Below are 22,604 nucleotides of genomic sequence, written 5' to 3' on the forward strand. Positions count from 1 at the left end.
TTGTAAAAATACTCCGACAATACAATAGAAGGTTGTGTAATTAGTGAGATAAAGAAATTAAAAAGCAATTTTATCCTGTTTGACAAATGAAAAGAAATGCATAGACTTCAAAATAAATATATTATTAATTTTAAAATAATTATATAATATTCATATTTTTAAGTAAAAACAGTAAAACATTTTTTTGTTTTACTGTTTACAGGTTTTACTATTTTTTGATTATTAGATTGCGATCAGCCTAAAAATTATTTCAAAGGTATTTCGGTTGTTTGTGAATTAAATTATTCCTAATATTAACCTTAAAATCTCCCCAATCTAACCAACCTATCGGGCTTTAATGTATAGGAACTGTCTAAAAACAAATTCCAAAGGTTAATAATGATAAACAAGATAAAACGGATTACTTATAGTTTGCTTCGGAAAATTTCCGAAAGGTACTGTTGATCTCTGACAGTGATGGTTAAAATTAAACATTGGAAAAACTTCCAAAATCCAATTCATTCAATTCTTCATTTACTTATGAAAAAAAGTTTACTAGTATTCTTCCTGGCCCTCTTTGCGATACAAGGGATGGCTCAGGAACGAACGGTCACTGGGACCGTGACTGATGCAGACGCCGATGCTCCATTACCGGGCGTCAGTATATTGATTAAAGGAACTAATACTGGGACCATTACTGATATTGATGGTCAGTATAGTATTAGTGTACCTGATGCGCAATCCGTGTTAGTGTTTTCTTACCTGGGATATGCCTCTCAGGAGAGATTAGTTGGTAACAACACAGAGATTAACGTATCCTTGTCCTCCGAGTTGGAGGCCTTATCGGAAGTGGTGGTAACCGCCTTCGGTCTGGAAAGGGAAAAGAAAGCACTAACGTATACCGTACAGGATGTAAGTACGCAGGAACTCTCTGAAGCAAGGGAGTTGAATGTGATGAACTCACTTTCCGGTAAAGTAGCCGGGTTGTCCATCAACCGCTCTGGTAGTGGTGTGGGTGGAGGCACTCGGGTGGTTTTGAGAGGAAACCGATCTATTAGTGGAGACAGCCAGCCCCTGTATATTGTGGATGGTGTGCCTGCGGATGGAATCGAAAACCTTAACCCGGATGATATCGAAAGCATAAACGTATTGAAAGGACCAAATGCCGCCGCTCTTTACGGTAGCCGGGCAAACAACGGTGCGATCGTGGTGAATACCAAAAGGGGGCGCGAAGGCGGCTTTCAGGTGAGCGTAAACACCTCGTACATGTTTGACCAGCCGCTGATTTTGGCCAATTTCCAAAACATATACGGTCAGGGAAGTAACGGTAATTATGCTCCAGGATCCGAGTTTTCCTGGGGACCCAGAATGGATGGATCCTCTGTAGCCCACTGGTCTCCGGACCCAAACAGGCCTCAGGACACGTATTCCTTTTCCCCACAGCCGGATAATATCAGTGATTTTTATCAGACCGGCCATACGTTGGCGACTACGCTGGCCATTAGCGGTGGAAATGAGAGAAATCAAACTTATTTCTCTTATACCTACACAGATGCTGCAGGTGTAGTTCCTGGAAACGAGTTGGGCAGACACAGCATAAACCTGCGTTTGACCAATAAATTATCGGAGAAGTTAACGCTTGACTCAAAAGTCAACTACATCCGCCAAGACATTGATAACCAATTGGCGCAAGGTGAGAACTTTTCGAACCCCAACCGGCATATCATGAGAATGCCTCGAAACATTACAACAGAGGATTTTGCCAGGTTCGAATATATAAACTCAGCGGGTTTGTTACGACAAAATTACTTCAATCCGGGTTCCAATGGCGGTGCCAATCCTTATTGGACCGTCAACCGCAACCTGAGAAAGAACACTGCCGACCGGGTAGTGGCCTTTTCTTCATTGAGCTACCAAATGGCGGAGGGGCTGACCATTTTGGCTAGGGCTGCCTTAGATCGTTCCTTTGGTACCAGCGAAGAGAAACTGTATAATGATAGTTACATCATTGCTCAGAACGGAAGGTTTTCTGTCGGTCAGTCTGAGGATATGGAAATAAACACCGACTTCCTGATCAGCTATGAGAAATCCTTAAGTGATGATTGGTATTTTAATATTAATGCCGGAGGAAATAGTCGGATCAACAGAAACTCCAGTCTGAGCTCCAACACGGGCCAGAACATGGTTGTCCCCAACTTTTTTGCGTTGAGCAACACTCAACAGGTAGTTTCTAATCATGGGGTCGGTTCTCCTAAGGACGTGAATTCATTGTATTCTTTTGCACAAATAGCCTGGAAAAACGCCATCTTCCTGGACATAACTGCCAGAAATGACTGGTCTTCTACCCTGCCTAAGGACAATTGGTCCTTCTTTTATCCCTCGGTAGGTTTGAATGCGGTAGTATCTGATTTGGTAGAATTTCCCGAGTGGTTCACCTTTGCCAAAGTAAGGGGTTCCTTTGCGGAGGTTGGTAACGATACCAGTCCCTATCAGCTTCAGCGTACAGCTGCTTTCGCCGCAGGGGGGCTTGGAGGCTATCTCTCTCTAAGTACTACCCTTCCTAACGAAAATTTGCTACCGGAAACGACGCAATCAATTGAATTGGGTGGTGACTTCCGATTTGTGAATAATCGTCTGGGCCTTGACTTCACCTATTATAAAACCAACTCATTTAACCAGTTGTTTACAGTAGCCTTGCCGGTAGGTTCAGGCGCGTCCAGCTTCTTCACCAACGGTGGGGATGTACAAAACGAAGGTATAGAGGTGATATTGAACCTAACTCCGATCCGAAGAGCTGGTTTTAACTGGAACATTACGGCAAACTTTGCCCGCAACATTTCCATGGTTAACGAGATCAATGATCAACGCCCCAGCATCGTAGTAGGAGGAGACTTCCTGAGACAATTCAGAGTAGAAGAAGGCAAACCGTTTGGGGAAGTTTATTCCCGCGGGTATCTAAGAGACGATCAGGGTCGGGTAATTGTTGGCGACAATGGTGTTCCCCGAACCACTCCCGGATTTACCGTACGGGTAGCGAATTACAATCCTATTTGGCTGGGTGGAATTCAGAATTCGTTCAATTACAAGAATTTCCGTGCTAATTTCACCATTGACTTCCGTCAGGGAGGTAGCATTGCTTCCCTTACCAACGCGATTATTTATGCAGATGGTATGACTGAAGAAACCTTGCAGGGAAGAGATGGAGGACTGGTATTCGGTGAAAACTTTATGGAACACGAAACGGCAGTTAGAGAAACAGAAGATGGTACGTTTGTACCGAATGATATTGAGACCACTGCAGAGCTGTTTTGGGTAAATATGGGGGGTAGAAATGCGCCGATTGGAGAAGTATTTTCCTATTCAGCCACTAATGTTCGAATGCGAGAGGCAGTGATAGGTTACACCATACCTGCTGCAAAACTGGAACGGCTGCCCTTAAATAGCGTCACCGTCAACTTTGTGGCCCGGAACCTGTTTTTCTTCTTGAATGAAGCTAAAAACATTGACCCGGATGTGACGGTTGGAACTTCAGCAGCTGCGCAAGGATTTGATTCCTTTGGGCCTCCGACGGCAAGATCCTTTGGTTTTAATGTTAGTTTAGGATTTTAAAAATAGTAACGATGATAAAAATATCTAATATAGCGATGGGTTTATCCCTTACAGCGTTGACATTCGGCGCTTGTACGGAAAACTTTGAAGAGTTGAACACCCAACCCAATGCGATCGTAGCGTCAAACCTGGACATTGGACTTTTGGGACAGGCCTTTGCCAATGCTCAGGGTAGAGCCATGTATCTGGCGCCTGGAGGAGGTACCTCGGGATTCCAGATTGCACAAAGTTTATTTGGTGATTTGTACTCGCAATACTTTGCCACCACTCAGGTAAACTTTGACTCAGACCGCCATGTTCAAGTAGGTGGTTGGTCTAACGCGGCCTGGAATTATTTCTATGGTCAAGCCGCCCCAGTGATTCAGTTTGTAGAAGAATTTACAGAGGAAAACGAACTTCCCCTGGAGAATGCCTTTATTAAAGTCTGGAAGGTGCAGGCATATCATCGTATATCCGATTATTGGGGACCTATTATTTATTCCTCCTTCGGAAACGGTGAGACCGTCGTTCCTTACGATTCTCAGGAGGAAGTGTACCGGGACTTTTTCACCGTTTTGGATGAAGCAGTTGCGGTATTAAAGCAAAACTCCGGTAGAAGTGCCTTCGTAGGACATGACCAGATGTTTGGTGGCTCCGCGGATAAATGGTTGACCTATGCTAATTCGCTTAGGTTGCGATTGGCCATGCGCGTGAAATATGTTGATCCGGCTCTTTCCAAGGCAGAAGCAGAAAAAGCAGTAGCTGATGGTGTAATGGATTCCAATGATGACAGCGCATTTATCCAAACTACCGTTCAATCTAGAAATCCGTATTGGATTATTACGAACTGGGGTGAATTCCGAATGAGCGCCTTAATGGAAAGTGTCATGGTAGGCTACGAAGATCCCCGTACTGGCGTTTACTTCAGCGAGACGGTGGATTATCAAAATACCGGCCAGGGCGAACCTTATCAGGGATTGCGAAACGGACTGTCTCGTGAAGATCTGGGGCAAACCGGTTGGAATGATGCGTACTCTGATATGGGTGTAATTTTCCTTAATGAAGGAAGAGGTGGAAGTGCAGCCGGAGAGCCATGGAGAGTTATTAGTGCTGCTGAGGTCCAATTTTTGTTGGCCGAAGGAGCATTGGAAGGCTGGGCCATGGGTGGATCCGCGCAGGAATACTACGAAAAAGGAATAGAATTGTCTATGTCTGAGCCCCGAATTGGCGCAGATGCAGCAGGCATTCAGGCCTATATCAACAGCAGCAAGACACCTGCGGCTGTAACGTTTCCAAACAATCCGGATTGGAATCTTGATCCCAATTCGAACGTTCCTGTAGCCTTTATGACAAACGGCACCAAAGAGCAACAGTTGGAGCAGATTGGCACGCAAAAGTGGGTTGCGATCTATCCTGATGGATGGGAAGCCTGGGCTGAGCTTAGAAGGTTGAATTATCCCACTCCGTATCCGCGCCTTAATTCGGATAATGAAGATGTTCCAAGGGACGTGGTGATGCCTAGACTGATCTTTGTTCAAGGAGAATTCGATAACAATAACGAAGCCGTTACGGCTGCTGAACAGCTTCCTGAATTGACTAGTAGGGGAGGTAACAGCAATGGAACCAAGCTTTGGTGGGATGCAAAACCCGAGTAATTTCCTTTATTAATCTTATTTATATACCTAAAAAAGTGCCGTCATTTCGGCACTTTTTTAGTTTATTTTTAATTCATTAATTATGTCACGTCAATACCGATTTCTCTATTGGATTCTTGTTTTGTTTCTCGGAACATCCTGTAAACCAGAAAATCCCGATGCGGTATTTACCGAATTGAAATCAAGAAAAACCGGGATCGATTTCAAAAACCTGGTACGCGAGTCCGATGCCTTTAATGTGTTGACCTACGGGTATTTCTACCAGGGCGGCGGCGTTGCCGTTGGAGATATTAACGAGGATGGATTGCCGGATATTTACTTTACGGGAAACATGATGGCCAGTAAATTGTATCTGAATCAAGGCAATTTTGAGTTTGAAGACATTACAGCGTCTGCGGGTGTGGCTGCAGCCGGTCTTTGGAATACGGGTACTACCATGGCCGATGTCAATGGGGATGGCTTGTTGGATATTTATGTTTGCCGGTCCGCCGCTAATGATCCCAATAACCGGAGAAACCTGCTTTTTATTAACCAGGGAGACTTGACTTTTCGGGAAGTTGCTGCAGATTTCGGATTGGATGATCCCGGTTATTCAACCCAGGCTTCGTTTTTTGATTACGATAATGATGGCGATCTGGATCTGTTCCTTTTGAACCATTCCACGCAAGAATATGCCGGATTTAGCAGAATTGACGGTTCCTTTAAGCGAAAAACCGGTGAATATCTTGGCGATAAGCTATACCGGAATGACGAGGGGATATTCGTTAATGTAACCAAGGAAAGCGGTATTATTGATAACGTACTTGGATTTGGCCTTGCGGTGACGGTCAGTGACCTAAATGACGATGGCTGGCTGGATATCTACGTGAGCAACGATTACAACGAGGAGGATTACCTGTATTACAACCAACAGGACGGCACTTTTAAAGAAAGAATCAGGGAACACATGGGGCATGTGTCGCTTTTTTCCATGGGAGCCGATGCGGCCGACCTGAACAATGACCTCCTTCCGGATGTGCTTACCATGGATATGATGCCGGAATTTAATTTTAACCAGAAATCCATGTTGGGACCCGAAAATTACGATAAATACCGGGAACTATTAAACAAAGGCTTTCATGCCCAGTCCATGCGAAACATGTTGCAACTCAATCAGGGGGATGGACAGTTTGTTGAACTAGGCCACTATGCAGGGATAGCGCATACAGATTGGAGTTGGGCGGTCCTCGCAGCGGATTTTGATAACGATGGCTGGAAGGACATTTTTATAAGTAACGGCTACGCCAGAAACTATCTGGATATGGATTTTTTAAACTATATGGTAAGTGAACGGATCAAAACCAATCAAACCGGAAAGGAAGAAGCGTTAATTGAATTGATTGATAAAATGCCCCCCATCTATGTCCAAAATTATTTGTATCAGAATCAAGGGGATTTGACATTTATAAACAGGGCGGGAGATTGGGGGCTTCATCAGGAAACCGTATCCAACGCCGCCGCCTATGCCGACCTGGATGGAGATGGCGACCTGGATCTGATTGTTTGCCATACAAACGATCCGGTGAGCATTTACCGAAATAATAGTGAAAGGCTTTTTGAAAACGCTTTCCTGAAAGTGAAATTGGAAGGGGACAACCAGAATACCAGTGGGATTGGTGCTAAAGTCAGGGTTTATGCTGGTGATATACATTGGCAGCAGGAAATGATACCTACCAGAGGTTACCAATCGTCAGTTGACCATGAGCTCGTTTTTGGTCTGGGGCATACTGATCAGATCGATAGCCTGGAAGTATGGTGGCCAGGTGGAGGATATCAGGTACTTCGTGATCTGGCCGTGAACCAGACTATTCAGCTGGATCAGGAAGCGTCTAAGGAAGCCACGTTTGTTGTTGATGAGACGTCGGAAGTCTTATTTGAGGAGTTGGAAGATGCTCTTGGGCTGGATTTTGTACACCGCGAAAGTTCTTTTCTGGATTTTAGCCAGGACCGGTTAATGCCGAATACTATGGGGTCCATTGGACCAAAAATGGCGGCTGCAGATGTGAATGGCGACGGTCTTCAGGATTTATTTATCGGGGGCGGGAAGAACCAGGCTGGTAAACTATTCATCCAGAACAATACCGGACGTTTTTATGAATCTCCACAGCCTGCTCTGCAGGCTGATAGTTTGTCTATAGATACTGATGCTGTTTGGCTTGATGCCAATGCGGATGGGTCTCCTGATTTGTATGTGGTAAGTGGCGGAGCTGATTTTCCGGAGTCCAACCCCGCATACCAGGATAGGCTATATCTGAACGATGGTAAGGGGCTTTTGGTGCGGGATAAAGGTGCTCTTCCAGAGATGAGGGTAAGTGGCAGTGCTGTGGCCATTGCCGATATCAATGGAGATGGTTTGGAGGATTTGTTTGTTGGAGGCAGGTATTTACCTGGAAAATACCCGGAACCACCCCGCAGTTTTTTGCTGCTCAATGATGGAAATGGACAATTCATGGATGCTACCCTTGATTACAATCGGGATTTGCTGGCTCCCGGGCTGGTTAGCGCTGTTCAGTTTGCAGATACCGATGGAGATGGTCATCTAGAGTTGATCCTCATCGGAGAGTGGATGGGGATCCGCATTTACAAAAATCAAAACGGTAGTTTGGAGCTAATTAGCGGGGAAATGACTGAACAGACCAAAGGCTGGTGGTTGCACCTTTCTGTATTAGATCTGGATGAGGATGGAGACCTGGATATAGTAGCTGGTAATTATGGGCAGAATACGGTTTATCAGGCTGACCGTAATCACCCGCTGCAGGTGGTTTTTAAGGATTTTGATAATAATGGCCGGGTGGATCCATTGTTGACCTATTATAAAGCCGATACGAATTCCTTCGCTTTTAGCAGAGATGAACTCATCGGACAGTTACCTATGATGAAAGGTGAATTTGCGGATTACCGCTCTTTTGCCAAAGCGAGCGTGGCTGAGATTTTTGCGAAGCTGGAATTAGCGGATGCGGATACCCTGCTAACGCATCAGTTGCAATCGCTGCTACTGGAAAACGACGGTAAGGGTCAATTTACCATTCAACCGCTTCCGGCAGCCGCTCAGTTTTCTCCGCTCTACGCCGCTGAGACGGGTCGATTACCGGGTAAGGGAAAGCCTATCCTATTGACGGGCGGTAATCTAAGTAAAACTCGAGTAAGTACTGGAAGGCTGGATTCTAATCCGGGATTTATCTTTGTCATGGAGGAATCTGGAGCCTGGCAGGTACTGCCCCAGGCAAAGACAGGACTACATATTCCCGGAGAAGTCAGGGATATAAAGGAACTGGAAGTGCAGGGGAAAAAGTACTACGTCTTTGCTCAGAATGATGGTAAATTGCGGGTCTTTAAGGCCAAGGATTAATACTTTGTTAATAACTTCCCCAAAGTTTAGAACTTTGGGGAAGCTTATTTTAATGGGAACGTTTGGTTTATTCTTTCGGTGGTTTTCGGTGCCAGTAAGAAGCCAGTACCGAGCCTGTAATATTCATCAAGGGGCCGAAAACTGCTGGTGCGAGACCTACGGTGGCAATTTTGCCCATTTCCTTCGCCAGTCCGGAAGCCAGGCCCCCATTTTGCATCCCCACTTCCAGGGCTACCGTCCGGGCATCTCTTTCGGATAGGCCCAGCCATGAACTGAACCAAAAACCCAGGTTATAACCCATTACATTATGGATAAACACCAAAAGGATCAAGAGTCCGCCGATATCCAGTAAGCTGTCCCGGCCTGCGGCTGTGATGATGACAATAATGACACCTATACCGATCATGGAAACCAGCGGCATGGCATCGTCCAGCCATTTGGCCTTCCCGCTGAGAAAGCGGTTGAACACCAAGCCTGCACCAATTGGGATTATGACCATTTTAATAATGCTCCACATCATGTCCAGGACATCTATGGCCACAAATTCTCCGGCCAAAAATTTCATTAATAAGGGAGTCATAATAGGTGCAAGCAGGGTAGAAATAGCGGTAATGGTAATGGACAGGGCCAGATTGGCTTTCGCCAGGTAACTCATAACGTTGGATGCTAATCCACTGGGTGAGCTTCCGATTAGGATTAGACCGGCGGCTATTTCCGGGGGGAAATTACTTAAGCTTGCCAGAATAAATCCCAGCACTGGCATGATGGTAAATTGGCATAGCAACCCTACAAATACCCCTTTGGGCATTTTGACAACGCCTGCAAAGTCCTTTATGGACATGGAAGTCCCCATTCCGAACATGATTATCTGAATCAATGGGGTGATCAGGTTGCTGTAGGCATAGCCATTATATTCTACGAAGTAATAGGGGTAATACATGGCCGCCGTCACTCCTGCAAAAATCATGGTGGTATAGGTATACCCTTTCAATTGGTTGAATCCGCGAAAACCTATGCCCAGGAATGCAAAAAAGAGGATCAGCAGGGGACCTGCCGAGTCGATTTTGCCCGATAAAATTAAGACGAAAACCAGGAGCAGGCATATGAGACCTGCTCCAATCAGGTACTTAAAAATACGTTCTTTTTTCAAGGGGAGACGATTTTGGGTTATTTTGGGAAAATTATTTTAGTTAAATGTAGGCGATGCAGTCCATTTCCACCAGAGAATCCCCTGGAACACCTCCGTAGGTAGCTACAGTGGTCCTTACTGGAGGTTTGCTACCAAATCTTCCTCTAAATACTTCGTTCATTCCCTTGTAATCGCTCAGGTCATGCAGATACACATTTACTTTCAATACCTTTTCCATGGAACTTCCGGCTTTTACGAGTTCTTTTTCGAGTTCTTTCAGTACATGGTCGGTGTGAGCCTTGATATCGCCTTCAAAATGAGCACCTTTTCCGGCGATATACACCGTATTACCCATTTTGGTAGCACCGGAGAACAAAGGCACGTCTTGTTCGTCCTGTATGCTAAACACCTCTTTTTCCGGGGTGCTTTCAGTATTAGCTTGCGCAACCGTTCCAATGCCGGCAATTCCAGCCAGGGAAGCGAATAGCTTTTTCAGTGTTGTTCTTCTTTTTAGTTTTTCCATGAGTTGAATTTGGGAATTGATTTTTGTGTAAACAATAAAACCATGGAATATATGGTAATAAATTTTTTTCTCCAAATGGTTTACAGCCTATCCATCCAGATACCAACCTGCTTACGAGGTATGAATCAATAGGCCAGGTGTAAGTTCTGCGGATACACCAGGAAAGGTTCTGATTTGATAAAAATAATCCTTATATTTTGTGTGATTAATCCAGTGAAAAATCGGGTCGGTCTTATTTTCTTTATAATAGATCAATTGAAACTATTAATTTTGCTTAATTAATGATGTTAGACATGTCGTTTGTGAAAAGTAACCATTTGTATGCTGTTTTGATTTTCACAACGGCATTGGCCTGCAGCCCCAAGAAAGAAACGAATGAAACAGAAATCATGGAAGAGAAGGAAACATTGTACATCAGTCAACCTCTCACGACCGGAGGGGAATTTACGACTGGTATTGAAGGTCCGGCAGTGGATGCAGATGGTAACTTGTACGTAGTGAATTTTGAAAAAGCCGGCACAATCGGCATGGTTTCTCCTGAGGGAGTAGCCACCTTATTTGTAACCCTTCCCGAGGGAAGTACGGGCAATGGCATCCGTTTCAATTCAACAGGCAATATGCTGATTGCGGATTATACAGGCCATAACGTATTGGAGGTGGATATGGCTACCCGGGAGATTTCGGTATACGCGCATCATGAGGGATTAAACCAACCTAACGACCTGGCGATCATGGACAACGATATTGTCTTTGCCAGCGACCCCAACTGGCAGGAAAGCACCGGGCAACTCTGGCGTGTAGGTTTGGATGGCCAATTTGTATTGCTGGAATCAGGGATGGGAACGACCAACGGCGTTGAAGTCAGCCCTGACAACCGGACCCTTTACGTAAACGAGTCCGTACAGCGTACCGTTTGGGCATATGACCTCAGTGAGTCAGGAGAAATCTCCAATAAAAGACTCATCCACACTTTTGATGATTTCGGTATGGACGGGATGCGGGTAGATACAGAAGGGAACCTGTATGTAACCAGGCATGGAAAAGGAACGGTAGCGAAACTGTCTCCGGAGGGGGAATTATTGCAGGAAATAACGGTATCAGGTAAAAAGCCTTCCAACATCGCATTTGGAGGTCCGGATGGAAGGACCGCATACGTTACCCTGCAGGACGACGGAAACATTGACTGGTTTAGGGTGGAATCGCCCGGAAGGGCCTTTGGGAAATAATCCCAATTATTGTCGATTTTTAAGTATAATTACAAAATAATGGCCGCTAAAGAGCAGGAAAACCATCAGTGGTCACGAATCCTGGATGCCTGTGGTATGGGGGCATGGAAAATCGATTCTGTCCAACGGATCGTAAGTCTAAGCTCTGAAGGTGCGGCCATTCTAGGACTTTCCGGTAGCCAAACCTTTCCGATCGAATCGTTTGCGAAATTGTTTCATCCTCCTTTTGACAATACCATTTCCCACAGTCTGGAAAGATTTTTACAAACGAATCAGGAATTTGAAGAAACCGTAGCTCTTGTTTCTGGAAGCTGGGTGAGGATCAGGGGAAAGGTCATACCCGATGGAGCTTCTTTACAAACAGGTGGAATGCTGCAATCACTATTGGGAAAAAGTCATTTTCCCTCAGTCAACCTTTCTACCGGTTCGGACCATTTGTATCGGTATTTATTTGAGGAAAATCCCCTGCCGATGTTTATATGGGAGTTAGATACGCTCAATATTATCGATTGTAACCGACAGGCACTTCTGAAATACGGGTATACCCGGGAAGAATTTTTGCAATTGAATATTCGAGACATCAGGCCTACAGAGGATATCCCGCTTATCGAGAAACACACCCAGCAACCTAGCGCATACGGGGACATTCATCAAAGGGTTTGGAGACACTGCACTAAGGCAGGTGAAGTCATGCAAGTAAGAATTACCAGCCATTTAGTAGATATAGGAGGAAAAAGGTGTTCAATGGTGTTGATCAATGACATTACAGAAATGCTGGAAGCAGAGGAGCAGTTGTTGGAAAGCCTGAAGGAGTTGTCTGATTACCGGTTTGCATTGGATGAATCCTGCCTGGTTATGATTTTGGATAACAAAAAAAGGGTGGTGTATCTCAACCAAAAATTTCAAAATATTTCCGGTTTTGGCAAGGATAGTATCGAGGAAGCCACACTCAAAACCCTTTATGATAATCGGGACTGGAAGTTGATTGAAAATTGCTGGGAAACCCTGATTTCAGAGGATATCTGGTGCGGAGAACTACGGGGAAAAAAAAGAAAAGGAGGTGTTTTTTGGGTGGATACCGTAGTTATTCCTTTTCGCGATAACCAGGGAAAAATCTACCAGTATATATGGGTTGGCTATGACATTACGGAAAAAAAACGAACAGATGACGCCTTAATTAAAGAGCGGTCTCTGTTACGTGCTATTATTGACAACCTACCCATTCAGATCTATGTCAAAGATACTTCTGGAAAACATATCATTAATAACCGATACCAATATGAGCATTCACTAGGAGCTAAAACAGAAGGGGAAACGTTAGGAAAAACGGTTTTTGACTATTTTCCTAAAGAAATAGCTGAGGGGATGGCTGCCTATGACCGGAAAATCATTCGGGAGGGCAAACCGGAAATGAACGTGGAAGAATTTTATTTTGACCACAAGGGTAATCGGGTCTGGCTGCTGACCAATAAAGTTCCTTTGAAAGATGCCAAGGGCAATGTGGTAGGTTTGGTTGGCATGTCCAGAGACGTGACTGATAGGAAGAAGGAGGAAGAAAACCTTAAGAATCTGAATGATGAACTTCAAAAAAAAGCATTGGCGTTGGAAAAGTCCAACGAGGAATTAGAGCAGTTTGCCTATATCGCCTCTCATGATCTTCAGGAGCCGCTGCGAATGATTACCGGGTTTTTGGGGCTTTTGGAAAAGAAGTACGAGCCCGTATTAGATGAAAAAGGCAAGGAATTCATACATTTTGCAGTAGATGGTGCCAGCCGGATGAAAAATATCATCATGGATCTCTTGGCTTATTCCAGGGTGGGGAGAATGGAAGAAAAGGTAAAGGAAGTGGCTATCGAAGAAATTGTAAACAACATATTAAAACTTCATAAAGAACTGATCCAACAAAAAGGGGCGGAGATTACGTTGGGAAAGTTTCCGAAATTGAAGATTCCTGTAGCTCCTATTCATCAGGTTTTCCAAAACCTTATCAACAATGCCCTTAAATACCAGGAACCCAACCAGCAACCTAAAATTAGAATTCAGGCAGAGGAGAAGCCCGATTTCTGGGAATTTCGGGTAACTGACAATGGAATTGGTATTCCGGAGTCGTTTCAATCGCGGGTTTTTATATTATTTTCCCGATTACATGCAAATAAATCTTATTCCGGATCGGGTATTGGTTTGGCCATGAGTAAAAAAATCATTGAGAACCTTGGCGGGTCCATTGGCTTTCATTCTGAAGAAGGAAAGGGAAGCACTTTTTTCTTCACCGTACCCAAGTCCCTTCAGAAAGCCAAATAAACTGGTAACATTCGGAGTAATTGGGTTTTTTCCTGTACAAACAGTAGATAATTTATGGATTGATTGGATTTAGATTTATTATTGAGTTAATTAAATTGTTTTATTTTAATTTTAGATAAGACAGCGAAATTGGAAAACAGCAATCATACAAACAGGCAGCAAACACCAGTGGCTGTACGCTGACTTGGTTTGTTTTTTTTAAATGGAATGGTAAAAGATCACGAGGGATATCATTTATTATTGGTTGAGGATAACTTGGGCGATGTTCTATTGATTGAAGAGTACCTGCATGAGAAAATTTTGAACCTGGAATTGACATTTGCCAACACTTTTCAGGAGGCCAAAGAGAAATTGCAGGACCCGAAAATTTGTCTGGATGCCATCATTCTGGATTTAACCTTGCCTGACTTACAAGGAGAGGAATTAATTGTGAAGGTTAAGGAATTGGCCGGAGATGTGAGCATTGTGGTGTTGACAGGGTATTCCAATATCGAATTTGGTATGAAGTCATTGTCTCTTGGCGTTTCTGATTACCTTCTAAAAGATGAATTGTCTCCCACATCGCTTTATAAAAGCATAATATACAGCATCGGGAGATATCAGATATCCAGCCAGTTAAAGGATTCCGAAAAGCGCTATAAAGAACTTTTTCAGTTAAGTCCCCAACCGATGTATTTGTATAGTTTGGAAAGCTTGGATTTTCTGGATGTTAATAAAGCGGCAATTGATCACTATGGATATGCAAAAGACGAATTTTTAAGCATGAGCCTAAGGGATATCCGTCCAAAAGAAGAAGTTTCCCGACTGGAAAGGGTCATTTCGGGAATTAGAGAAGGAAAGCCCGACCCTGGTCCCAAGATCTTTAAGCACCGAAAAAAGAACGGGGAAATAATCACGGTAGAAATTAAAGGTAATGTAATAGATTATCAAGGTATAAAAGCAGAAGTTGTCTTGGCAAACGACATTACCGATCGGATGCGGTATATTCATGCGATAGAGGATCAGAACAAACGTCTGCAAGAAATTGCCTGGTTGCAGTCTCACGTTGTAAGGGCTCCCTTGGCCCGGTTGATGAGTCTTGTGATGGGTATGGATAGTCTCGAAAAGGACTTTGGAAAAGATAATTTCCGAAAAATGATTCTGGATTCGGCCGAGGAACTGGACGAAATTATCCGGGATATAGTAAATAAGACGGACAAAATAAGCTTAAAGGAAAAAAAGGAGGGGTAAGGCTCCTCCTACCATCACGGTTTTTACTTTTCGGTCTTCTGATCAGGTGCCAGTTTTGATTGGAGATCCTCCTCTTTACCCAATTTTAATGCCCCATCCAGCAAGTCAGTAAAACCTACTTTAGTTAGGGGCTTGAGTTGGAAAGAAAAAACATTGTGGTAGAGTGTCGCTTTATCCCGATCCTGCTGGCTATTGGAGGAAGTAAGGATTATGACGGGAATTTCGATATTTTGATTTCGCATAAAGCTTAAGATATCCCAACCGCTTACTATGGGCATGTTCAAGTCCAGGAATATCAATGCAGGCATTTCTTTTTCCAGTGCTTCCAATGCCAGTTCCGGATCGTCAAAATCGTAAATCACCAAATCCTCCCGAATCATATTCAGGTATTTTTTATTAAGCACGTTGGTGATTTTTTGGTCATCAATTAAAAAAACTTTCATCTGTTTATATTTTTTTTTCAGCGGTCAGATGGAATCTCGCATGCTTGATAATCATCCCACTGTGTGTCGATCTCGTCATGCTCGATTTCATGTGTTAATAATTGTATTTTAGTGGTCACATAGCCTGTCCCGATATTAAATCGGGAGAATCTCGCATGTTTATAATCATCCCTCCGTGGGGCGCTTGCGTCATGCTCGATTTCATCTGTTTATAATTTGCTTTTAAAAGGCCATATGCATGTCTGCCTTAGGCAGGGTCGATTTCATTTCCTTCTTTTTTCAAGTAGTTTCCATTTCTTCATTTAGCAATTCTGACCTTTCGATTACCTCCCTTACGGCAAAGTCCAGATCCACTACGGATTCCTGCATCAGTGGAAGGATATCCGAAATAAATTCGCTCTGTGGAATATCATCTTTAATGGCGATCATTCCCAGTACCCGGGTTAGGGGTTCGCGAAGTTGATGGGAATTGAATTGTATCAATGCTTTCAGCTTGCTATTGGAGCTTTTCAAGCTGGCGGTCTTTTCCTGAATGGTAGCTTCCTGCATGCGGTTTAGTTCCCTAACTTCGTCATTTTTTGACTGCAGGGCAACGGTTAAATTTTCTAATTTCCGATTTTGGCGGTGGATCAGATCTACCATTTTGAGGTTTTCCACTCTCGTGGAAACCATTTTATTTATTACCTTGATTAATGGGATGCTATTTTCCGCAAGTGATAGCGTGTCGTGAGACTGAATTCGAATAAGACTGTGTTGGTCCTTGCCATTGGCAAATTTCCAACAGTGAAGGTTATCCCCGGTTTCGGGGCATTTAATGTGTCCAGGTATACCGGTCTCCATTACTTCCGCTTCCAGGGTGTCGGGGTCCAACTGGCAGCTAAGAACGTAGCTTGTGTAACCAACTTTGTCTACCATAATCAGGTCCATTCCCTCCGGAACGGTATAATAAAATCGGAAGTTTTGAAAATTGATCAGGTATTTCAGATGACGACTAATTTCATAAGGAAGCCTTTCCAGGCTTTTTACTTCGGAAATACCAGCAGAGAACCTCACCATCGCTTCAAACAAGATTTTATAGCCCAGATATGATTGCGTGGCATTCATCTACAAGGAGTAGCTCAGTTCCACAATTTCATTGTCAATCTTGATCCCGGAAATATTGGCTATGGTATTCAGCATATTGACCAAATCCGCCTGAGCAAAAAGCTCCTGGATCTCCAATTCCGAAAATCCGGCTTCAATTAGTATTTCGAAATCGCTGCTTTCCACATGACCATCGGATAGTGCGGCATTGGCTACGGTTCTGACGGCTATTTTATAACTTTCCGGGACCCATTCGCTGTCCATGTTTTCGGATATTAAAAAATCCGGATCCGAACTCAATGATTTTCCCAGCATATCAGCGAATAATTTGTGTGCCTCTGCACAATAATTGCATTTTCTTTCAGATGATACCGTGTAGATAATGAGTTGTTTGATAATATTGGGTACCTCTCCTTCACAAAGAGTTGCTTTCAATTTCATCCAGTTTCCTCTAAGCAGGGCCGGATTTCCTGCCTGGCATTTGAACCAGTTTAACACAAAAGGTATTCCCAGGGTTTTCTTGGTATCATCGTAGATGGTCTTTACCTCCTGATTGGCATCCGCGTACTCGACTAATTCAAAACTCTTTTTCATCTGTTTATTTTTGTTTTTCAAAAGTCACCTGCCTGCCTGTCGACAGGCAGGTGTTTAATAATCAACCTACTGTGTGACGCTTTCGTCATGCTTGATTTCGTGATGGTACAAAAATAGGAGAGGCAAACCGACTCATTTGCAAGCCTCGAATAAATGCAAAATTAAATTAAATTTTTATTCAAATACAAGAAATAAAATTACTTTTTTTGACATAAAAATAGAATTACATTTTTATAAATTCAAAATCTATTATCCTGTATTTAAGTGCTATAGGGAGCACAAAAAAAAGTTTTCCCAATTTTGGGAAAACTTTTTATCCTTTTGGGATGGATTTCTACCCTATTGGATCAGATCCTGTGCCGCAAGGCCGTTAAAATCATACATTATCTGCCCGTCTTTTATAGTCATTTCACATTCCAAGCGTTGGTTTGTGGCAATTTTCTGGCCTGACCGATCCCAAACACCGAAGTTTCCTTCTCTTATGTTTAGGATTGCCAGGTCTGCGATAGCGCCTTCTGTGAGGTGCCCCAGCTCTGTGCGTTGTATCACCTGTGCGGGTTCCCAGGTACTTGCTGAAATTACGTGTGGGAGTTCCATACCCATGGCAAGGAAGGTGGTCATGACGTTCAGCATGTTTTTCATGGCGGCGTTCATGCTACCGGTGTGAAGGTCAGTACTGATTGTATTTGGATAAAGACCTGCGGCCAGTGCTGGAATGGCTTGTTTGAATTCGAAACTGGCCCCTCCATATCCCACGTCAAAAATAATTCCGCGCTTTTGAGCTTCCAAAACAAAGGGTTCAAATTCCCGGGTTTCCCGGTTAACTACCGTTTCCCGAGCTCCGTTTAATTCGGCGTAGGCATGGGTATAGATGTCTCCTGGTCTCAACCGTTCGAAAAAGAGTTCGCGGATCGACAGGGGTTCAAATTGGGTGGAGCCTCCAAAATCTACAATCACGGGCATATCGGCCAGTTTTCCAGCTTCGACGGCCCGATCTATGGGGATCCAATCCCTACTGCTGTAGTGAGCTACTTTAAAACCCACCACATACTGGCGGTTTTGCCGGGCTACCATCGCACTAAGCTTGGCGTCCATATCCCCCGTGTTTTGTTCCCAGGCACCTCCACGCATGCCTTCTCCCACGATATTCATGAAGGCGAGCACCCTGGTTTTACTTGGATCAATGATATTCTTTTTAAAGGTATCAAAGTTTTTCCATCCCGGTCCTCCACAATCAACAATGGTAGTAACCCCGGACCGGAAAGTGAATCCATCCGGTGGCACTGCAATCAAACCATCACTTAAGTAATGGTTGGGTTGTGTACCGTGAAAAACATGGCCGTGGATATCGATCAGGCCGGGTGTGACCAGCAGTCCCTCGGCAGGGATTACTTTTTTGGCATCTCCGCCAGGAATGGATGCCGCTACCCTGGCCACTTTCCCATCGGTGATGGCAATATCCATTACAGCATCCAGGTTGTTTTTCGGATCGATCAATCTTCCTCCTTTGATTAGTAAATCATAGGTTTGGGCTGATAAAAGGCTGCTGAATAACATCAGCAGCAAGAGCATACTATGGGTTTTGATTTTCATGGTTTAAACTTTTGCGATACGTAACTCTTCGACAATTCTTTTGGCCACAATTTTCTCTTCTTTAGGTCGGAGCATGAAGACGGTCATGCTGATGGCTTGATCGCCCCCACTAATGACTTCTATCGAAGGTTCCCCTAGGCGTAATTTTTCCTGCATTTGTTCACGGGTAAGTTGAATGGAATCGTCCCAGGAAATTTTGAGATAGGGGGTGTGGTTGGCAATGGGAGGTACCGAAACATCGGTAGTCACACCATCAATTTTTTCAACCTCTCCCGCTACATAGGCTACTTTTTCTTCCCACTCTTTCCATTCCTTGTCATGGTCTTTTTTAATGTATTCGTCCAGCGCTACGTACATGCCAAGGATCTCCTCCTTATTCACTTTCATGCCCCTGCCTATGGTTCCTCCGCGAGGTGGAGCGCTCAAACGAGCAGCTTCAATGAGGTCTTTTCTTCCCATAAGAATACCGGCACTTTGCGGTCCTTTGATGGCCTTTCCCCCCGATACGCATACCAGGTCAAAACCCATATCATTGTATTTCCACAGATTTTCTACCGGGGGTACATCCGCTGCCATGTCAATCATGGTTGGGATGCCGTGTTTTTTACCCAGGGCGACCCATTCTTCATGGTTGATTTTACCATCTGGTGCCTGGTAATTCAGAAACCACATCATTGCCGTTTTGTCATTTACCGCCCGGTCTACCTCTGCAGCGGTTTCCACTTCTACCACTTTCACGCCGGTATTCGTAATGGCATGAACGTAACCTACATTGTGAGATTTTTGTACGATGACTTCAGATTTCATCCCCTCCAGGTTAGGAAGTTGCCTGATTTTATCCCGGTCTTTTCCGGTCAATACTCCTGCTGTACCCAACACCATGGCAGACCAGCATCCTGCTGTAACCGTCGCCGCTTCTGCATGGCAAAGTGCGGCAATCCTCTCACCCACTTTGTCTTGTACCTCGTCCAGCATCACATAATGCCGGGATGCGTAGTTAATGGCTTCCATAACCTCTTTTGGCATCAGGGAGGCAGTCATGGCCGTATAAGTGCCAGCTGCGTTTACGAAACTTCGTAATCCCAACTCCTGGACCAGGTTCCTTTTCGGAGCTACTTCGGTATTGGCTGCCATGGCACTGGATACTGAAATGCCGCTGCCCATGAGGCCTCCTACCAGAGGAAGTGCTCCCAGTCTTTTTAATAATTTTCGTCTGCTTAACATGTTCTTTTTCATTTAATGATGTTTTGGACTGATTCTGATTGGGTCCAAAACCGAATATTCTAATCTTCTATTTCTACTATCATCTCTATCTCAATGGCGATGTTGCTGGGAAGAGAGCCCATTCCTACTGCAGATCGGGCATGCTTGCCTTTCTCACCAAAAACTTCCACCATAAAGTCGGAAAATCCGTTCATTACGCTGGATTGTTGGGTAAAATTCGGACTGGCGTTTACCATTCCGAGAACTTTTACGATTCTTTTCACTTTATTTAAATCTCCTATTTCAGCTTTCAAAGAAGATAGCAAAGCGATCCCTGTAAGTCGGGCGGCCTCCTGTCCTTCTGATACGGTAAGTTCCGTACCTAGCTTTCCCTGTACACTTGTCCCATCTCCTCGGCTTGGACCATGTCCAGACAGAAAGACCAGGTTTCCGGTTCGGACCGCTCGTACAAAATTTGCAGTAGGAGGGGCAGGGTCTCTTAGCGTAATCCCCATGGCCTTTAGTTTCTGCTCGGGATCCTGCTGTGAATAGCCCATCCATGAGATGGTCATCAGTCCCATTAGTAATAGAAATTGTAGTGGTTTTTGCATGATAAATTTGTTGTTTTATCGATTCACTGTTCGTAAGCGTATTAGTCATTCCAAGGCCTGCTGCCAAGACCATTCAAGTCCCAGACGACACTACCTGCCCTGAGCGTTAGTTCTGTTTCCAATTTTTGAGTGCCGGTATTGGATTCCCCTGCGGAATCCAAAAATCCAAATTCTCCCTGGCGCAAAGAAAAGATGGCCAGATCTGCTTCTGCTCCCACTGATAGGTGACCCAAATCCTCCCGTTGTATTACTTGGGCAGGTTTCCAGGTAGCTGCTTCTATGGCCTCCTGAAGGCTCATTCCAAGATTCATCATTTTGGAGACCACATTTAGCATGTCCTTCATTCCGCCATTCATGCTACCAGTGTGCAGATCGGTACTGATGGTATTGGGCCAAAAACCTTGCTGCGTGGCAGGAACGGCGACGTCGTAGTAAAAAGAGCCGCCCCCATGTCCTACGTCAAAGATCAACCCCTTTTTCTGTGCAATCCACCAGTGCTCTCGTACTATTTCGCTTTCATCAATAACAGCTTCTTTTGGACCGTGTCCGGAGTAATTCCTTCCATACATATGAGTCAGGATATCTCCTGGTCTCAGGATCTCCAGGAAGAGAGTAGCCAGAGGTAAGGCAGGATCCGCACCTCCCAAGTCCACCATTACCGGGATGTTCGCAGCACTACCTGCTTCGGCTGCTTTGCGATAAGGCTCCCACTCATGTCCCCGGTAATGGGCGATCTTTACGCCGATTATTTCGGGAAACTGCCGGGCTACCATTGCCGTCATTTTGGCATCCATATCTCCCTGGTCTTGTTCCCGGGGGACGACCCCACTCATACCATCTCCCACAATATTGATAAAGGCAAGAACCCGGGTTCGCGACCTGTCTATCACTTGTTCTTTAAATTGCCGAAAATTTCGCCATCCCGCACCACCTGCATCTGCCACGGTGGTTACTCCTGCCCGAAAGGTAAACCCATCCGGTGGCAAAGCAGTAAAACTGTTACTTAGATATCGATGAGGAACCGTACCGTAGAAATGATGACCATGTATGTCAATCAGTCCGGGAGTTACGATCATTCCCTGCGCATCTATGATCCTTACAGCGTCTGAAGGATTCATATTTGGCGCTAGAAAGGCAATTTTTTGATCTTTTATCGCGATGTCCATCACCTCATCCAGTTGATTTTTCGGGTCGATAACATGACCGTTTTTGATCAAGATATCGTATTGCTGGGCATGAACCGAAAGTAGGCTCCAACATAATAAGGCAAGTGATAGACAGGTTTTCTTCATGGTTTATTGAAAGATAAGGTTGCCGAAATACTTCGGTAAATGAAAATCCGGACGGTGGTTAATGACTTTACTCCACGTAAAATAATGGGGATTGCTGGTGCGGCTCCCTGTTTTGTAAAAATTGGCCTTCCAGGTCACTCCAGGTGCCGGAGGAGTGATGGATCGGTACTGCTTTAATAGTTCGATGGGTAACCGGAATTCAATATACCAGGTAGTGGGTTCCTGGATTTCAGGAGAGACTTTTCCAGGGAGGCTATGTGCAATTTCAATTTTTTTGATCGCCTCGTGGTCCACCTCTTCGTATTCTTTACGTGGTGAGGTGACATGATGAAATAGGGGAACGCCAGCTGCATTGATCTCCAGATTAAAGTATTCCAATGGCTCGGAAACATCCGGCGAAAAGAAAAATTCCACACAGGAGTCGGTAGAGACCGGACCGTTTATTTCCTGGACCAGCGCCTGTACAAACCTATCTTCGACCTTGAAAATTCCATAAATGTTTTGCTTGTCATATCTGAGTTTAACCTGTGTGCGAGGACTGAATTTTGGCAGTTCCCCCATGTGCAAGGCAATCGTAGCTGCCGGTACTTCTTTCCATTCCTGTTTTTCCCAATCTCCATCAATGGCAATGGGTTGGTTTACGGGCTGAACGAGGTATTCAGAGGGGTTTGGTCCGGAAGGATTCATGCTTTCTGGGATAGCGTTTTGAGATTCAACAAAAATCAATATGAATAGGAAGTGTATAAGCTGCATGTTCGGATGAATT

The 22,604-nt window shown here is 44.4% G+C and carries 16 protein-coding genes; 6 read left to right on the top strand and 10 right to left on the bottom strand.

The features are described from left to right. Nucleotides 1-519: 519 nt before the first annotated feature. The 3 genes from GKS34_RS07715 (at nt 520) to GKS34_RS07725 (ending at nt 8,610) form a co-directional block, all read left to right on the top strand. Complete coding sequence (locus tag GKS34_RS07715) at nt 520-3,588, top strand: SusC/RagA family TonB-linked outer membrane protein (protein ID WP_163384240.1); 3,069 nt, start codon at nt 520-522, stop codon at nt 3,586-3,588. An 11-nt stretch (nt 3,589-3,599) separates the two neighbouring features. Further along, nucleotides 3,600-5,222, top strand: a complete 1,623-nt coding sequence (locus tag GKS34_RS07720) for a SusD/RagB family nutrient-binding outer membrane lipoprotein (protein ID WP_163384241.1) — start codon at nt 3,600-3,602, stop codon at nt 5,220-5,222. Between the two features lie 82 nt (nt 5,223-5,304). Next, nucleotides 5,305-8,610 (top strand): VCBS repeat-containing protein, encoded by a 3,306-nt coding sequence (locus GKS34_RS07725; protein ID WP_163384242.1) that lies wholly within the window; start codon nt 5,305-5,307, stop codon nt 8,608-8,610. A 67-nt stretch (nt 8,611-8,677) separates the two neighbouring features. On the opposite strand, the gene GKS34_RS07730 is transcribed toward GKS34_RS07725, so the two are convergent. Both GKS34_RS07730 and GKS34_RS07735 read right to left on the bottom strand, forming a co-directional pair. Then, the gene (locus GKS34_RS07730; protein WP_163384243.1) at nt 8,678-9,760 is read right to left on the bottom strand and encodes a bile acid:sodium symporter family protein; all 1,083 of its coding nucleotides are present in this window, start codon (nt 9,758-9,760) and stop codon (nt 8,678-8,680) included. A 40-nt stretch (nt 9,761-9,800) separates the two neighbouring features. After that, nucleotides 9,801-10,262, bottom strand: coding sequence for a RidA family protein (locus tag GKS34_RS07735; protein ID WP_163384244.1), 462 nt, complete (start codon nt 10,260-10,262; stop codon nt 9,801-9,803). Nucleotides 10,263-10,543: 281 nt separating this feature from the next. On the opposite strand from GKS34_RS07735, the gene GKS34_RS07740 reads away from it, so the two are divergent. From GKS34_RS07740 to GKS34_RS07750, 3 genes are all read left to right on the top strand, one after another. Next, nucleotides 10,544-11,488, top strand: coding sequence for an SMP-30/gluconolactonase/LRE family protein (locus GKS34_RS07740; protein WP_240459232.1), 945 nt, complete (start codon nt 10,544-10,546; stop codon nt 11,486-11,488). A gap of 39 nt (nt 11,489-11,527) precedes the next feature. Beyond that, a complete protein-coding gene (locus tag GKS34_RS07745) occupies nt 11,528-13,789 on the top strand; it encodes a PAS domain-containing sensor histidine kinase (RefSeq protein ID WP_163384245.1) in 2,262 nt (753 codons plus the stop codon). 207 nt (nt 13,790-13,996) lie between these two features. Further along, entirely contained in the window at nt 13,997-15,019 is a 1,023-nt protein-coding gene (locus GKS34_RS07750) for a response regulator (RefSeq protein WP_163384246.1), read from the top strand. A 23-nt stretch (nt 15,020-15,042) separates the two neighbouring features. On the opposite strand, the gene GKS34_RS07755 is transcribed toward GKS34_RS07750, so the two are convergent. The 8 genes from GKS34_RS07755 to GKS34_RS07790 all read right to left on the bottom strand — a co-directional run bounded on the left by GKS34_RS07755 (nt 15,043) and on the right by GKS34_RS07790 (nt 22,591). Continuing rightward, nucleotides 15,043-15,462, bottom strand: coding sequence for a response regulator (locus GKS34_RS07755; protein WP_163384247.1), 420 nt, complete (start codon nt 15,460-15,462; stop codon nt 15,043-15,045). 279 nt (nt 15,463-15,741) lie between these two features. Continuing rightward, nucleotides 15,742-16,566, bottom strand: a complete 825-nt coding sequence (locus GKS34_RS07760; protein WP_163384248.1) for a HAMP domain-containing histidine kinase — start codon at nt 16,564-16,566, stop codon at nt 15,742-15,744. Next, nucleotides 16,567-17,139, bottom strand: a complete 573-nt coding sequence (locus GKS34_RS07765; protein WP_163384249.1) for a carboxymuconolactone decarboxylase family protein — start codon at nt 17,137-17,139, stop codon at nt 16,567-16,569. Between the two features lie 339 nt (nt 17,140-17,478). Beyond that, the gene (locus GKS34_RS07770) at nt 17,479-18,732 is read right to left on the bottom strand and encodes an amidohydrolase/deacetylase family metallohydrolase (RefSeq protein WP_163384250.1); all 1,254 of its coding nucleotides are present in this window, start codon (nt 18,730-18,732) and stop codon (nt 17,479-17,481) included. Nucleotides 18,733-18,735: 3 nt separating this feature from the next. Further along, nucleotides 18,736-19,956, bottom strand: a complete 1,221-nt coding sequence (locus GKS34_RS07775) for an aminotransferase class V-fold PLP-dependent enzyme (RefSeq protein ID WP_163384566.1) — start codon at nt 19,954-19,956, stop codon at nt 18,736-18,738. 59 nt (nt 19,957-20,015) lie between these two features. Continuing rightward, nucleotides 20,016-20,507, bottom strand: coding sequence for a RidA family protein (locus tag GKS34_RS07780; RefSeq protein WP_435380129.1), 492 nt, complete (start codon nt 20,505-20,507; stop codon nt 20,016-20,018). Nucleotides 20,508-20,587: 80 nt separating this feature from the next. Next, nucleotides 20,588-21,838 (bottom strand): amidohydrolase/deacetylase family metallohydrolase, encoded by a 1,251-nt coding sequence (locus tag GKS34_RS07785; RefSeq protein WP_163384252.1) that lies wholly within the window; start codon nt 21,836-21,838, stop codon nt 20,588-20,590. Nucleotides 21,839-21,841: 3 nt separating this feature from the next. Beyond that, nucleotides 21,842-22,591: a carbohydrate-binding family 9-like protein gene (locus tag GKS34_RS07790; RefSeq protein ID WP_240459233.1), complete on the bottom strand. Its 750-nt coding sequence runs from the start codon at nt 22,589-22,591 to the stop codon at nt 21,842-21,844. Nucleotides 22,592-22,604: the final 13 nt, after the last annotated feature.

The sequence above is a fragment of the Cyclobacterium jeungdonense genome, assembly GCF_010994275.1.
GTDB lineage: Bacteria > Bacteroidota > Bacteroidia > Cytophagales > Cyclobacteriaceae > Cyclobacterium > Cyclobacterium jeungdonense.

Excerpts from the sequence above, each read along its gene's own strand:
- GKS34_RS07715 (WP_163384240.1), top strand. The coding sequence starts at position 520 with ATGAAAAAAAGTTTACTAGTATTCTTCCTGGCCCTCTTTGCGATACAA.
- GKS34_RS07720 (WP_163384241.1), top strand. The coding sequence starts at position 3,600 with ATGATAAAAATATCTAATATAGCGATGGGTTTATCCCTTACAGCGTTG.
- GKS34_RS07725 (WP_163384242.1), top strand. The coding sequence starts at position 5,305 with ATGTCACGTCAATACCGATTTCTCTATTGGATTCTTGTTTTGTTTCTC.
- GKS34_RS07735 (WP_163384244.1), bottom strand. The coding sequence starts at position 10,262 with ATGGAAAAACTAAAAAGAAGAACAACACTGAAAAAGCTATTCGCTTCC.
- GKS34_RS07740 (WP_240459232.1), top strand. The coding sequence starts at position 10,544 with ATGATGTTAGACATGTCGTTTGTGAAAAGTAACCATTTGTATGCTGTT.
- GKS34_RS07745 (WP_163384245.1), top strand. The coding sequence starts at position 11,528 with ATGGCCGCTAAAGAGCAGGAAAACCATCAGTGGTCACGAATCCTGGAT.
- GKS34_RS07750 (WP_163384246.1), top strand. The coding sequence starts at position 13,997 with ATGGTAAAAGATCACGAGGGATATCATTTATTATTGGTTGAGGATAAC.
- GKS34_RS07755 (WP_163384247.1), bottom strand. The coding sequence starts at position 15,462 with ATGAAAGTTTTTTTAATTGATGACCAAAAAATCACCAACGTGCTTAAT.
- GKS34_RS07760 (WP_163384248.1), bottom strand. The coding sequence starts at position 16,566 with ATGAATGCCACGCAATCATATCTGGGCTATAAAATCTTGTTTGAAGCG.
- GKS34_RS07765 (WP_163384249.1), bottom strand. The coding sequence starts at position 17,139 with ATGAAAAAGAGTTTTGAATTAGTCGAGTACGCGGATGCCAATCAGGAG.
- GKS34_RS07770 (WP_163384250.1), bottom strand. The coding sequence starts at position 18,732 with ATGAAAATCAAAACCCATAGTATGCTCTTGCTGCTGATGTTATTCAGC.
- GKS34_RS07775 (WP_163384566.1), bottom strand. The coding sequence starts at position 19,956 with ATGTTAAGCAGACGAAAATTATTAAAAAGACTGGGAGCACTTCCTCTG.
- GKS34_RS07780 (WP_435380129.1), bottom strand. The coding sequence starts at position 20,507 with ATGACCATCTCATGGATGGGCTATTCACAGCAGGATCCCGAGCAGAAA.
- GKS34_RS07785 (WP_163384252.1), bottom strand. The coding sequence starts at position 21,838 with ATGAAGAAAACCTGTCTATCACTTGCCTTATTATGTTGGAGCCTACTT.
- GKS34_RS07790 (WP_240459233.1), bottom strand. The coding sequence starts at position 22,591 with ATGCAGCTTATACACTTCCTATTCATATTGATTTTTGTTGAATCTCAA.